12 protein-coding genes are annotated in these 12,772 nt (G+C 69.4%); 2 read left to right on the plus strand and 10 right to left on the minus strand.

Features of this window, described 5'->3' with window-relative positions; translation table 11 throughout:
• Positions 1-170: 170 nt before the first annotated feature.
• The 8 genes from ACZ7MG_RS41965 to ACZ7MG_RS42000 form a co-directional block, all read right to left on the minus strand.
• Positions 171-1,052 (minus strand): dioxygenase family protein, encoded by an 882-nt coding sequence (locus ACZ7MG_RS41965; protein ID WP_471395787.1) that lies wholly within the window; start codon positions 1,050-1,052, stop codon positions 171-173.
• Between the two features lie 113 nt (positions 1,053-1,165).
• A complete protein-coding gene (locus ACZ7MG_RS41970) occupies positions 1,166-2,083 on the minus strand; it encodes an NADP-dependent oxidoreductase (RefSeq protein ID WP_471395788.1) in 918 nt (305 codons plus the stop codon).
• 73 nt (positions 2,084-2,156) lie between these two features.
• Positions 2,157-2,858: an NAD(P)-dependent oxidoreductase gene (locus tag ACZ7MG_RS41975; RefSeq protein ID WP_471395789.1), complete on the minus strand. Its 702-nt coding sequence runs from the start codon at positions 2,856-2,858 to the stop codon at positions 2,157-2,159.
• 133 nt (positions 2,859-2,991) lie between these two features.
• Positions 2,992-4,032 (minus strand): LLM class flavin-dependent oxidoreductase, encoded by a 1,041-nt coding sequence (locus ACZ7MG_RS41980; protein ID WP_471395790.1) that lies wholly within the window; start codon positions 4,030-4,032, stop codon positions 2,992-2,994.
• A gap of 15 nt (positions 4,033-4,047) precedes the next feature.
• On the minus strand, positions 4,048-4,686 hold the full coding sequence (locus tag ACZ7MG_RS41985; RefSeq protein ID WP_471395791.1) for an NAD(P)-dependent oxidoreductase: 639 nt from the start codon (positions 4,684-4,686) through the stop codon (positions 4,048-4,050).
• Positions 4,687-4,741: 55 nt separating this feature from the next.
• A complete protein-coding gene (locus tag ACZ7MG_RS41990; protein ID WP_471395792.1) occupies positions 4,742-5,113 on the minus strand; it encodes a DoxX family protein in 372 nt (123 codons plus the stop codon).
• Positions 5,114-5,157: 44 nt separating this feature from the next.
• Positions 5,158-5,838, minus strand: a complete 681-nt coding sequence (locus ACZ7MG_RS41995) for an SDR family NAD(P)-dependent oxidoreductase (protein WP_471395793.1) — start codon at positions 5,836-5,838, stop codon at positions 5,158-5,160.
• 31 nt (positions 5,839-5,869) lie between these two features.
• A complete protein-coding gene (locus ACZ7MG_RS42000) occupies positions 5,870-6,811 on the minus strand; it encodes an NADP-dependent oxidoreductase (RefSeq protein WP_471395794.1) in 942 nt (313 codons plus the stop codon).
• 99 nt (positions 6,812-6,910) lie between these two features.
• Here ACZ7MG_RS42000 and ACZ7MG_RS42005 point away from each other — a divergent pair, with 99 nt between their 5' ends.
• A complete protein-coding gene (locus tag ACZ7MG_RS42005) occupies positions 6,911-7,603 on the plus strand; it encodes a TetR/AcrR family transcriptional regulator (RefSeq protein WP_471395795.1) in 693 nt (230 codons plus the stop codon).
• A 97-nt stretch (positions 7,604-7,700) separates the two neighbouring features.
• Here the strand turns inward: ACZ7MG_RS42005 and ACZ7MG_RS42010 are convergent, their stop codons facing one another.
• Together ACZ7MG_RS42010 and ACZ7MG_RS42015 are read right to left on the minus strand one after the other, a co-directional pair.
• The gene (locus ACZ7MG_RS42010) at positions 7,701-9,755 is read right to left on the minus strand and encodes an RICIN domain-containing protein (protein ID WP_471395796.1); all 2,055 of its coding nucleotides are present in this window, start codon (positions 9,753-9,755) and stop codon (positions 7,701-7,703) included.
• A 139-nt stretch (positions 9,756-9,894) separates the two neighbouring features.
• On the minus strand, positions 9,895-10,944 hold the full coding sequence (locus ACZ7MG_RS42015) for a LacI family DNA-binding transcriptional regulator (RefSeq protein WP_471395797.1): 1,050 nt from the start codon (positions 10,942-10,944) through the stop codon (positions 9,895-9,897).
• 515 nt (positions 10,945-11,459) lie between these two features.
• Between ACZ7MG_RS42015 and ACZ7MG_RS42020 the strand changes: the two genes are divergently transcribed.
• A complete protein-coding gene (locus ACZ7MG_RS42020) occupies positions 11,460-12,770 on the plus strand; it encodes an ABC transporter substrate-binding protein (RefSeq protein WP_471395798.1) in 1,311 nt (436 codons plus the stop codon).
• Positions 12,771-12,772: the final 2 nt, after the last annotated feature.

A 12,772-nucleotide genomic window follows, 5' to 3' on the forward strand; every position in this document is an offset into this window, starting at 1 on the left:
TGGTTCACGGGCTCGCCGTGATCCTTTCCCCTCACTCCTCGCGGCACGGAGACGTGCTGTGCCTCGTGGCGTGGCGGGACGTCGCGGCGTCCGGCCCCCATGGGCTGCGGCGGAGAGCGAGTGTCGCGAAGGCCTCCGCTCCGCCGCAGCCCACTCCGGGTGCGGAATGTTCACGCGGTGGACGACACCGGGGCGGGACGCAACACGTAGTCGTTGGTCATCGTGTAGTAAGGCGCGTCCAGGCCGCGGGTCTTGAAGTCTTTCGGATCGTCATGCAGCTCGGCCCGGAAGACGGTGGCCCCGGGCGTCGACCGGGGTTCCAGAGTGTGGTCGACATTCGGGTCGCCGGAGAAGTGGGACTGCGTGGTCAGCGTGTGGAATCCGGCGGCGCTGACGATCGTGTGGATGTGCAGGGGGCGGACGTCGACCCGCTCCAGCTTCCGGGCGAACCTCTGCAGCGGTCCGCCCTCGGGCAGACCGAGGGTCTCGACGCCGGGCATGACCGTCCGGTACTCGAAGCGTCCCTCGTCATCCGTGAGGATCTTGCCACGCAGGTTGAACGGGGGCAGGCTCTCGTCGAGCTCCAGCACCAGCGGCAGGAGCATCTCCGGGGTCATGCTCGAGTAGTCGCCGGCGTTGTTGGCCATCCAGAGGTCGAGTTCGGCGCCCGGGATCGGCTCGCCGCTCGCGGAACGCACCTGCCCGGAGACGAAGAGCACCTCGCCGGGCTCGTCGGGGCGCCTCGGCAACTCGTAAGGGCGCTCCAGGACCGGTGCGCCAGGCACATAAGCAGGCCCTGCGGGCAGCCACGGCGTCACGCCGTCCCTCTCCGGATTGGCGTACGCGCCACCGGCGTCGGTCACGATCACGCCGTACACGAAGAAGTGGAAGAGCGCGAGCGACAGCTCGTCGGCATCGGCGAGGTCCTTGATCATCCCGATGACCTGCTGGAACTCCTCCCGGGTCACACCATGCTTGAGGATCAGGTCCGTCACGGTCGACTGGACGTCGTCGAAGACGACGTGAAGCCTGGCGTTCTCTAACTTGTTCATCAGGGTCCTTCCTTGTGTGCGTGGGGGGGGGGACAGCGGACCGCAGGGCTGCACGGCCCATTCGGGCTGTCGGCCGTCAGTGACGCGACGTCCGTCCGTCGTGTCCGGGTGCGTCACCGTATTTCCAGGACCGTCTTGCCCTGGGCGTGACCGGTTTCGACCGCGGCGAGAGCCGTCGCCGCCTCGGCGAAGGGCACGATCTGTGTGACGCGGGGGTCGAGCGCGCCGGAGGCGACTAGGTCGGCCAGCGGGGCGAGCGTCTGCCCGGTCTGCTCCACCTGGAAGTAGCCGGCGCCGAGTTCGGCCGCCGCCGTCGGATCCACAGCGGTGACGATCCTGGACTTGTCCGCGACGAGAGGGGCGACGGCGTACAGGGAGTCGCCGCCGACCAGGTCGAGGAGGGCGTCCACGCCGTTCGGGGCGAGGGCGGCGATGCGCTCGGCCACTCCGTCTCCGTAAGTGACGTGCGTAGCCCCGAGGGAGGAGACGAACTCCGCCTTCCCCTCGCCGGCGGTGCCGATCACGGTGGCACCCTCGGCGCGGGCGAGCTGCACCGCGGTGGCTCCGATGCCTCCCCCGGCTCCGTTCACCAGCACGGTGGCGCCGGGCTTGAGGTTCAGCAGGCCTATGCCCTCGCGGGCGGTGGCCGCCGACACCGACAGGGTCGCGGCGTCCGTGAACGACACGGCGGCCGGCTTGTGTGCCGCGGACTTGGCCGGGAGCAGCGCGTATTCGGCGTACCCGCCTGCCAGCGGCAGGGCGCCGAAGACCTCGTCGCCGACGGTGAAGCCCTCGATCCCGTCGCCGATCTCCTCGACGACGCCCGAGACCTCCGAGCCCAGAACTGCGGGCAGGGGAAGGGGGAGGACGTCGCGCAGGTAGCCCGCGCGCACCTTCCAGTCGACCGGGTTCACGCCGGCCGCGTGCACCGCGACCAGGAGTCGGCCCGGTCCGGGAACGGGTTTGGGCAGGTCGACGAAGGCCTGCCGCTCGGGGCCGCCGTACTCGGTGAAGACGTATGCCTTGGGCATGGTTCCTCGTTCTGTTCGATGGGTGTGGGGTCTTTTCTGCACACGCGGCGATCCCGGATGGAGGGCGCCGGATTCACTTCCTGCCGCCGAACGCTTCGTTCCGGATGACGTCGAGGAGGCCAGGAACGCCTTCCGTGGTGCGTACGTCGAGGAAGCCGCCTACGTGGCTGTCGTCGACCGCCTGGCGCAGCAGCGCGTTTCCGAGATCGGCACGGGAGGTGAAGCGGCCGGGCAGCCGGGCCGTGGAGACCTGGTAGTCGCTGACGGTGTCCGTGTCGAAGAGACCGCCGGGGCGGATGATCGTCCACTGGCGATCGCTCCTGCTCACGATCTCCTCCATGCGCCGCATGTCGTCGTACACCCCGAAGCGGCCGAAGAAGCGGATGCTCAACGGCTCGAGCACCTTCCTGTAGAGGAGACCTTCGCCGGGTGCCTCTTCTCCGAAGAGCACGACCGAGGTCACGCAGACCAGGCGCCGGACCCCGTGTTCGGTCATGGCCCGCGTGATGTGCGTGAGGCCGTCGGAATACACCGTGACGGGGCTACGGCCGTCAGGGGCGCCGAGCGTGGAGATCACCGCGTCCTGTCCGGCCACGGCGCGTCGGACCGCGTCGGGGTCCAGCACATCCGCTCCGGTCACCCGCAGACGCGGACCGTCCAGCGGGAAGGAGTCGGGTCGGCGGGTGACGGCGGTGACCGTGTGCCCGTCGGCGAGCGCCTGACGGACGGCCTGCCGTCCGGTTGGTCCGTTCGCCCCGAAGATGACGATCTTCACTGGCTCTTCCCTGCTCACTGGGGGCGGACGGCTGATCGAGCCCCGCCGAAACGTCATGGGTACGGTCGTGATCGCCCCGGCCAGGCCGAAGTTCTTGTCCACCATCCTTCGTGTACGAGATGTCGGATTCGGCTCAGGACTGAGCCAGTTCGGCGCGGAGCTGTGGCAGTACTTTCGTGCCGAGCAGTTCGATACCGCGCAGGAAGTCGCGCTGGGGCATGCCGCCGACGTCCATCTGCAGGATCTGGCGGGTGTGGCCGAGCAGCCCGTGCAGATGGAGGATGCGGTCGGCGATCTCGTCGGGGCCGCCTACGAAGACCATGCCGTCGGGGCCGTACTGCGCGGCGCGGTCGGCGCGCGAGGGGGCGGGGCGGCCCAGTTCGGCCATGCCCTCGGCCATCATGCGGTGCTCGTACTCCAGGTACGTCGAGCGGGCCCGGGCGTCGGACTCGGCGACGAATCCGTGCACGGCCACCGCGATGTCCGCCCGTGTGGCTGGATGACCGGAGACGGCCCAGGCGTCGCGGTAGGCGTGGCCGTAGCGCGCCCAGTGCTCGGGGGTGCCGCCGAGGACGCCGAGGAACATCGGCAGCCCCAGCTCGACGGCCCGCCGCACCGAGTCCGGACTGCCGCCGGTGCCCAACCAGATCTTCAGCGGCTCCTCGGGGCGCGGGAAGACGGTGACATCCCGCAGTGGGCGCCTGCGGTGGGGGCCGTGCCAGGTGATGTTCTCCCCGGCGTTGACAGCCATCAGCAGATCGAGTTTGGAGGCGTACAGCAGGTCGTAGTCGTGCTCGTCGTGGTCGAAGAGCGGAAAGGTGATCGTCGACGAGCCCCGGCCGGCTACCAGTTCGATGCGTCCGGGAGCCAGGGAGGCGGCGGTCGCGAGTTGCTGGAACACCCGGATCGGGTCGTCGGTCGACAGCACGGTGACCGCGGTGCCGAGTTTGATCCGGTGGGTGGCGGCCGCGGCGGCGTTGACCACGGAGGTGGGCGAGGACAGCGGCATCGCCCGCATGTGGTGCTCGCCCACGCCGAAGTAGTCCAGCCCCACCTCGTCGGCGAGCTTGATGGCCTCCAGGACGTCACGAAGGGCCTGGGCGGTGGGCCCGCGACTGCCGTCGGGCAGCCGCGGGGTATTACCGAAGGAGTAGACACCCAGTTCGAAGGTCATGGCCGGGTCCTGGCCTCAGTTGCTGATCGCGGGCATGGCCCGTCGGTAGCGGGTATCGGTGAGCTGGGAGACCAGGAACGCGGCGATGTCGGCGCGGCTCATGGCGGAGCCGACCTCGTCGTGACCGAGGAAGCCGGAACGGATGCGTCCGGTGGCGGGCTTGTCGGTCGGGTTGGTGATGCGGGCGATGGTGTAGTCGAGAGCCGAGTCGGTGACGGCCGCGGTCATGCCCTTCAGCTCGGCCAGCGCGTTGGGGAACATCAGCCCGGCCATGACCGGCAGCACCTTGTGCTTCCAGTGCGGCTTGTCGAGGGGGTCGGCCAGCGAGGGCGTGGCCAGGCCGATGAACCGGGTGACCTGCTGCCTCTCCATGACCTGCACGATGGTGCGGGTCCCGTCGGTCACCTGCGAGCCGGTCGTGGACCGTTTCAGGGACGGGCCGAGCGCGCTGATCACCGCGTCGGCGCCGCTGACGGTCCTCCCGACGGCATCGCAGTCGGACAGCTGCCCGGTGACGACCGTGAGGTGGGAGTGGGTGAGGGCGAGCTTGGCGGGCGAGCGGACCAGGGCGGTGACTTGGTGGCCGTCGTCGACGAGTTGCTGGACGACGAGGCTGCCGATGGCGCCGCTCGCGCCGAAGACGGTGACACGCATGAGAGACAGTTCCTCGCGGTGGGGGTAGAAGCGGTGGGGGGTAGCAGCGGTGGGGTCAGAAGCTGTGCGGGCCGAAGCGGCCCCAGGCCACCAGGGCGGCCAGCATCAGCAGCACGACGTTGAAGCCGATCGCGCCGGGTTCCTTGCGGCGGGCGTGCGTGATCGCGGCCAGCACCATCACCACGGCCAGACCGGTCGCGGCGAGCGGGGTCAGCACGGGGGCGATGTCGGTGGCCGCGGGCAGGATCAGACCGAGGGCGGCGGCGAACTCCACGATGCCGATGAAGCGGACGGTGCTCTGCGAGAAGTCGGCCGTCCAGGGCAGCTGACCGGCCAGCTTCTCCTTGGGCTGGGTCGACTTCATGACACCGGCCATGGCGAACATTGCGGCCAGCACGGCCTGGACTATCCACAAGAAGACGTTCATGTACAAATTCCTTGGCGGAGAGAGATAGGGAGCGGTCTGGCCGGTCAGGCGTTGAAGACGGCTTCGGAGCGGTCGCGCTTCTCGTGCAGCTCCCAGTACAGCGGGGCGATCTCCTCGGAGGTGGCCGTCGGGAAGCCCTCCGGACCGCCCCCGCCGATCCAGACGTTGATCGCCACGTGCGCGGCGTGAACGCCGGTACCGGCCAGTTCCTTGTCCAGGTTGATCACCCAGTTGCGCAGAGCTGCCGAGGCCGCGTTGACATTGCCGAGCATGGGGACGGGATCGACGGAGCCACCGCCGGTGGTGAACAGCAGGGTTCCGGCGCCGGCCTCCCGCATCGCGGGCAGAACCGCCTGAGCAGCCGTGATGGCACCGTAGAGGTAGTACTCGATCTGCGGCTGCAGGTTGTCCACCGTGGACTCGGACGGGGTGGCCAGGGCGTGGCCGGGCACCGGGGAGTGCGCGGCCGGTGAGTACTCCAGTACGTCGATGGCGCCGAAGCGGGCCTTCACGGCGTCCAGCGCGGCGGTCAGGGACGGCCGGTCGAGCACGTCCGCGGGGAACGCCTCGGCGGTGACGCCCTCCTGGCCGAGCTGGTCGACCAGGGTCTGGAGCTTCTCCTTGGTACGGGCGATCAGGGCGACGTCGAAGCCGCGGCTGCCGAAGGAACGGGCGATGGCCAGGCCCATGCCGGGGCCGGCACCGATGATGGCGATGGTGGGCATACGGGACTCTCTTCCGTGACGGATGTGGGTTTCAGGAGCGGGTGACGACGACCTTGCCGGGGGCGCCGGTGAAGGCGGTGAACGCCGCCGCGGCCTGCTCCAGGGGGTAGACGGCGGTGACCGGCACCCGCAGCGAGCCGGAGGCGACCTGCTCCGCCAAGGCGGTCAGGGTCGACGCGTTCGGGTCGGCCATGATCGGGTGGACGGTGACGTCCTCGTCCTTGACGGCGTCCGGGGTCAGGCCCGCGGGTGAGGCGATACAACCGCCCTGCCGCAGCAGGCCGGCGAGCTGGGCGCCGTCACCCGCCAGGTGCAGCACCGCGTCCACGCCGTCCGGTGCGATCGCGCGGACCTGGGCCTCGAGGTCACCGGTGAAGTCGACCACGTGGACCTCGGTGTCGGTGCCGGTCAGGCCGGTGACGAAGTCGGTCTGCGCGCCGGGGCGAGCGGTCGCGATCACCTTCGCACCGCGGGCGGCGGCGAGTTGCACGGCCAGCGATCCCACCCCGCCGCCGGCCCCCGAGATCAGCACCGTCTCACCCTCGCCCAGGGCCACGGCGTCCAGACTGTCCACCGCGGTCGCCCCGGCCACGCCCAGCGCGCCCGCGTCCGCCACCGCCAGGCCCGCCGGGAGCGGGGCGACGCCGTATCCGGCGGCGACGGTGACGTACTCGGCCAGCGAACCGGTGCCCAGGAACGGCTTCGTCACGACACCGAAGACACCGTCACCGACGGCGAAGTCCTCCACACCCGCACCGAGCGCCTCGACGGTGCCCGCGAAGTCCTTGCCGAGCACCAGCGGGAAGCGGTGCTCCATCATTCCCCGCACGAAGCCCGCGGCGACAGCGAGGTCGAAGCCGTTCACCGAGGCGGCTGCCACCTTCACCAGCAGCTCTCCGGCCTCGGGGCGGGGAGTCTCCACCTCGGTCACGGCCAGGGTGGCCGGAACCGCGTCCACGGTCACAGCACGCATGACAGCACCTCTCGTAAGTGGACCGGCCTTCCCGGTTCCCCTCGTGCCGAGCGTAACAGCAGAAGCGGGCCGCCTGTTCCACTTGGGTAGAGTGGGGACATGACCTCCACGTCTTCCGACCGGACCCCGGACCAGCAGCCCGAGGCGAGACTGCGCGCGGACGCCGAGCGCAACCGCGAGCTCATCCTGGCGGCAGCCCGACGTCTCTACGCCGCGGAAGGACTCGGCGTGTCCATGGCCTCCGTCGCCCGTGAGGCCGGCGTCGGCAAAGCCACGCTCAGCCGACGCTTCGCCACCCGGGAGGAGCTGATCAACGCGGTCTTCGCCGACCGTATGGACGGCTACGCCGGCGCCGTCGCCGACGCGCTCGCCGACCCCGATCCCTGGCACGGCTTCACCGGCTACATCCACGCCGTCTGCGCCATGCAGGCCGCCGACCGCGGCTTCGCGGACGTGCTGACCATGTCCTTCCCGGCCGCCAGGTCGCTGGAGGCCCGCCGCACCGAGTCGTACAACGGCTTCCTCGAACTCATCGCCCGCGCCCGCACCAGCGGACACCTCCGTGCGGACTTCGTCCCGGAGGACCTCGTCATCCTGCAGATGGCCAACGCCGGCGTCATCGCCGCCGGCGGCGACTCCGCCCCCGACGCGTGGCGCCGCCTCGTCGGGCACATGATCCGCTCGTATGCCGCCCCCGGCGCACCGATCCCCGAGGTACCCGAAGCCCCGGCGCCCACCGCGCTCTACCGCGCCATGGTCCGCCTCGCCCGAACAGGCCCGGGCTCCGCGTAGACGGACGGTCCCTGAGGTCGCGGTGCGACCCCAGAAAAAGCGAAGAGCGGGCGCAGGTACGCGCCCGCTCCGCTCGCCGCTCGCCGAGCTCAGCCGCTCAGTTGATGCGAACGATCTGCCAGAGCTGGTCGTCGACGTTCAGGTCGTTCCATTGGATGACGGCCGCGCTGTTGCCGGTGGAGGACTGGGCGACACCGAGGCTGAGGCTGCTGCCCACATTCCTGAGCCCGTAGTAGCCGTTGCCCGCCTCCGTGAGGGTCCACTGCTGTGAGCCCGCGCTGGAGGGCGTGTTCTGGACGATCTTGGCTCCCGCGGTGGTGGAGCCGCCGCTGATGTCCAGGTTGAGGTCGCTGTTGACGTTTCTGATGGTCCAGGCTCCGCCGGCCGCCGACCGGAAGGTGAACAGCTGACAGAAGCAGGCGGAGTTCTGGTACTGCTGGACGGCCGTGCCGGTGGCGGTGGAGGCGGCGGGGATGTCGATGTACTTGCCGCTGTTCTTGTTGACGAGGACGTACTGGCCGGTGCCCAGCGGCGGCAGGGCCGTCTGAACGAAGTTCCAGCGCTGGCAGGCGCATCCGGTGCCGCTCCACTGGCCGGCGGTGGTGCCGGTGGCGGTGGAGGCGCCGGGGATCTCGAGGTACTTGCCGGTGACGCGGTTGGTGAGCGTGTAGCCGCCGGCCGGGCTCGGGGCGACGGCCCACTCGTGGTCGAGGGTGCCGTTGTCGTCCCACTGCACGATCTTGGCACCGTCGGCGGTGGACTGGTTCTCCACACCGAGGACCTTGCCCGTGGCGACGTTGAAGATCTTGAAGTAGCCGGAGGTCAGCTGGACGAACTTCCACTGCTGGTCGGCGGCGTTGTCCGTGTTCTGCTGGGTGGCGGACGTGCCGTTGGCGGTGGAGCCGCCCGCGATGGTGAGCTTGAGAGAACTGCCCGCGTTGGACACGGTGTAGATGGCGCCGTCCGAGATGCCGCCGCCGAGATCGACCGTGCTGTAGGTGACCGGGTTGAGGCCGGTGCTCCGTCCACGCCCTCCGCTCAGCACCAGCAGGCTGTGGCCGTCGGGGAACGGGAGCAAGCCCCGGCTGTAGCCGCCGGCGACGTTGGCGCGGATGCGGGTCCAGGCGTCGGCCGCGCCGTTCGCCGTGTTCACGAACAGGTCGTTCTGGGTGTCGCCGCTGACGACGAGCGTGCCGTTGGCTCCTCCGGTGGGCAGCCAGGTGACGTACGGCGCCCCGCTGGGGATGGTGCCGTCGGTCGCCTTGAGCACCTGACCAGGGGCGGAGAGGAACGCCTCTGGGTCCGAGGAGATGTGGTAGTACACGGAACAGCCGCCCTCGGGCGCCCCGCAGTACTCGTGGGTCATGACGTAGTTGCCGTTGGGCAGCCGGGTGACCACCGGCATGCCGGGGCGGTCCGCGTACTTCGGCATGGCCACGTCGTCCACGACCGGCCCCCAGGTGCGGAGATCGGTGGACACCTGGTGCACGATCTTCTGGCCGTGCGCGGTGTCGCGCTGATCCGAGTAGTAGACGATCAGCTTGCCCTTGGCGTAGAGGAAGAACGGCTCCCAGACAGGGGTGTAGCCGTTGCTGGATATCGCCCGTCCGCCGGTGGCGATGTTGGTGACGAAGCTCCAGGTCTGTCCGCGGTCGGTGCTGGCGTACAGGTCGATCTTGGTTGCGGACCGGTCACTCGGCACGGAGTCTCCGGCGGCCAGGATGGTGCCGGCCGGGAAGTCGCCCATCGCGGTGGGCAGTTCGAACAGCTCGGGCTCCCAACGCATGCCCCAGCCGTTCTGGGTGTCGGCGACGTCCGAGATCTTCGTCCAGGAGTTGCCGTTGTCGGTGCTGCGGTAGATCGGGAAGACCGGGGTGCCGGAGGTGTACTGCTCGAACGTCGACAGGATCGTGCCGTTGGCCGAGCCGTTGTGCTGAAGTCGCAGCGCTCGCGGGTAGAGCGACCCCGGCGAGGGCGCGTCCGAGGGCGGCGTGTACATCGTCTGCGAGGGACGGGCCAGGGCGTCCGCCCGGCCGGCGGGCAGGACCACGGTCATCATCGCGACGAGCAGGACGAAGACCAGGGACAGGAAGGAGACGGGACGGGAAAGCGGAGCGGCGCCGAGTCTGGCGCCTGTCTGCGCAGGGGACATTACGGCTCCCAGGGGAAGGTGGTTTCGCTGTCCGCCGGCTTGGCGCAACCCGGAGCGGCGGAGTTCGTTGGTCGCGTCGCCTCGGGACAGCCGGGCGACACTGCCGGGCGCGGCTCGCGAGCGCCCGGGGCGGGGTGGTTCAGAGGGAGGGCGGAGGCGCGGTGGAACCGCGGACGATCAGTTCGACGGGTGGGTCGTTCGCCGGCGGCAGTTCGGTGTCCGGCTTCTCGATGGCGTGGAGGAGCAGCCGGATTCCTTCACTCGACGCGGCCTCGAAGGGCTGACGGACGGTGGTCAGAGGCGGGGAGACGTAGGCGAAGACCGGGTTTCCGTCGAAACCGACGACGCTGACGTCCTCCGGCACCCGGCACCCGGCTTCCCGCAGGCCGTGGATCAGGCCGATGGCCATCTCGTCGCCCGCGGCGAACACCGCGGTCACCGAGCTGTCCGAGGCCAGTGCACGACCCGCGGCATACCCCGAGGCAGCCGACCAGTCGCCGTTCAGCAAGGGCGGTTCACGTACGTCCCGAGCCGCCAGTGCCTCCCGCCATCCCTCGATACGGTCCGTGGTGGCGTACCACCGCCGCGGCCCGGCGAGGTGATGGACAGTCCGATGCCCCAGGTCCAGGAGGTGATCCGTGGCCACGCGCGCCAGTTGACGGGCGCCCACGCCGACGGTCAGCGTCCGGGCGGCGGTGAAGGCGGGTGGGGCACCGAGGAAAAGCACCGGTACGTCGACGCCGAGCGGGACCTCGCCCTCGACAACGGGTTCGGAGACGACGATGCCGTCCACGCCCTGCTCCAGGAGTGACTCCAGCGCGCCGGCGATGCCTTGCGGGTCACCGTCCGGGGTGTTGACCACACGAAGCGCGTAACCGGCGTCCCGTACTGCTTGTTCGATGCCCACCAGCAGGGAGGCTGTGCCGTACCCGGCTGTTCCCAGAGCGACCACACCGATGGACCGGGTACGGCCGGAGGCCAGTGCCCTGGCCGCGTGGTTCAGCCGGTAACCGAGCTCCTCGGCGGCCGCCAGGACGCGTCGACGGGACTTGTCGGAGACATACGGCTCGTTGTTGAGGACCCGGGAGACCGTCTTGCGCGAGACGCCGGCCAGCCTGGCCACGTCCTCGCTGCGCGGCGCCGAGGAGCCGGCACCGTGCTCCAGCCCTGTTGTCATGAAGTCCCCCATGGCGTGTTCTCCATCGAACGAGGTCAGTGACTGACCGCGCGGTCATGACCGCGCGGTCAATGTGTACGCATCCGCCGAGCGCACGTCAAGGCTTGCTCGCGACCCACTTGCCTTACGGCATGACGGGCGGCGAGGTCCGTGCCCTGTCGGAGCGAGGCGCCGGAGGCTTCCGAGGCGGGCGTGCCCGGCAGGCGTTCCCGCAGCTCAAACAGCAATTTCCGTTGCCTTGGGCGATTCGACAGCCTGCCCTGTCGCTCCTGTCCGTCGGGGCCGATGGCCGCTATGCGGTGCTTCCGGCCGGGCCCGGACCGTCGCGGTTCACCGGACGGTGAGTCTTGACAGCGAGCCCACAGAGCGTCCACGCTTCCCGACATCCGACGATCGCGTTTGTTCGATCGTGTTGAATTCCGGCTCTCGACTGACCCTCACGTGGCCCCTCGACGCCCCACTCTCCGCCATTTCCCCGTCCAGCCGGCGCGCCCCGCCTCGGCACCGCCAGCCCCGTAGGAGCCGAAATGCACCGTTCCTCCCTTGGCCGATCCCTGCCTGGCACCAGCCGCCGCACCGTGCTCCGCGGACTCGGCGGAGCCGCGGTACTGGGTGCCGGCATCCCCCTGCTGAGTGCGTGCGCCGGCAGTTCCGCCTCGTCGGACACCAAGACCGTCACCGTCGGCTCCAACGCGTCCGACGCCGTCCCGAAGAAGGCGTACGGCGATGTCTACGCGGCCTTCACGAAGCAGTCCGGGATCAAGGTCGCCCTCAACACCAAGGACCACAACACCTTCCAGGAGCAGATCAACTCCTACCTGCAGGGCACGCCGGACGACGTGTTCCAGTGGTTCGCCGGGTACCGGATGCAGTTCTTCGCGGCCAAGGGGCTGGCGACCCCGATCGACGACGTGTGGAAGACGATCGGCGGCAACTTCCCCAGTGCCATGCACGACCTGAGCAAGGGGCAGGACGGCAAGTACTACCTGGTGCCGCTGACCACGTCCCCGTGGGCGGTCTTCTACCGCAAGAGCGTCTTCCAGAAGTACGGCTACGAGGTCCCCACCACGTGGGACGCGTACGTCGCCCTGTGCAAGCGGATGAAGAAGGACGGCCTCGTCCCGATCGCGTACGGCGACAAGGACGCCTGGCCGGCGATGGGCTCTTTCGACCAGCTCAACTTCCGCGTCAACGGCTACGACTTCCACGTCGAGCTGATGGCGGGCAAGGCTTCGTGGACCGATGCGAAGGTCCGCAAGGTCTTCGACACCTGGGCCGAGACCCTCCCCTACCACCAGGAGGGCGCGGTCGGTCGTACCTGGCAGGACGCCGCCCAGACGTTGGTGGCGAAGAAGGCCGGCATGTTTCTGCTCGGCATGTTCGTGGCGCAGCAGTTCACCGACAAGGCGGCCCTGGACGACCTCGACTTCTTCGCCTTCCCCGAGATCGACCCGGCGTACGGCCAGGACACCGTCGAGGCGCCCACCGACGGCATCATGCTCAGCAAGAAGCCCAAGAACCACGCCGGTTCCGTCGAACTCCTCGAATTCCTGGGCACACCCCGGGCCGAGGAGATCTACCTGAAGGCCGACCCGAGCCTGATCGCCGCCTCCTCGAAGGCCGACACCTCCACCTACAGCGCCCTGCAGAAGAAGGCCTACGAGATGATCGGCGGCGCGAAGCACCTCACGCAGTTCATGGACCGTGACAGCCGGCCGGACTTCACGTCGACGGTGATGCAGCCCGCGCTCCAGAAGTTCATCCGCGACCCCAAGGACATCGACGGTCTGCTGTCGTCCGTCGAGCGCCAGAAGAAGACGATCTTCGCCTCCTCATGAGC

Source organism: Streptomyces sp. NPDC107538 (assembly GCF_055657445.1).

Coding starts and splice junctions, on each gene's coding strand:
- ACZ7MG_RS42015 (WP_471395797.1), bottom strand. CDS start 10,944: ATGGGGGACTTCATGACAACAGGGCTGGAGCACGGTGCCGGCTCCTCG.
- ACZ7MG_RS41995 (WP_471395793.1), bottom strand. CDS start 5,838: ATGCCCACCATCGCCATCATCGGTGCCGGCCCCGGCATGGGCCTGGCC.
- ACZ7MG_RS42020 (WP_471395798.1), top strand. CDS start 11,460: ATGCACCGTTCCTCCCTTGGCCGATCCCTGCCTGGCACCAGCCGCCGC.
- ACZ7MG_RS41970 (WP_471395788.1), bottom strand. CDS start 2,083: ATGCCCAAGGCATACGTCTTCACCGAGTACGGCGGCCCCGAGCGGCAG.
- ACZ7MG_RS41985 (WP_471395791.1), bottom strand. CDS start 4,686: ATGCGTGTCACCGTCTTCGGCGCGAGCGGCGCCATCGGCAGCCTCGTC.
- ACZ7MG_RS42005 (WP_471395795.1), top strand. CDS start 6,911: ATGACCTCCACGTCTTCCGACCGGACCCCGGACCAGCAGCCCGAGGCG.
- ACZ7MG_RS42000 (WP_471395794.1), bottom strand. CDS start 6,811: ATGCGTGCTGTGACCGTGGACGCGGTTCCGGCCACCCTGGCCGTGACC.
- ACZ7MG_RS41965 (WP_471395787.1), bottom strand. CDS start 1,052: ATGAACAAGTTAGAGAACGCCAGGCTTCACGTCGTCTTCGACGACGTC.
- ACZ7MG_RS42010 (WP_471395796.1), bottom strand. CDS start 9,755: ATGTCCCCTGCGCAGACAGGCGCCAGACTCGGCGCCGCTCCGCTTTCC.
- ACZ7MG_RS41990 (WP_471395792.1), bottom strand. CDS start 5,113: ATGAACGTCTTCTTGTGGATAGTCCAGGCCGTGCTGGCCGCAATGTTC.
- ACZ7MG_RS41980 (WP_471395790.1), bottom strand. CDS start 4,032: ATGACCTTCGAACTGGGTGTCTACTCCTTCGGTAATACCCCGCGGCTG.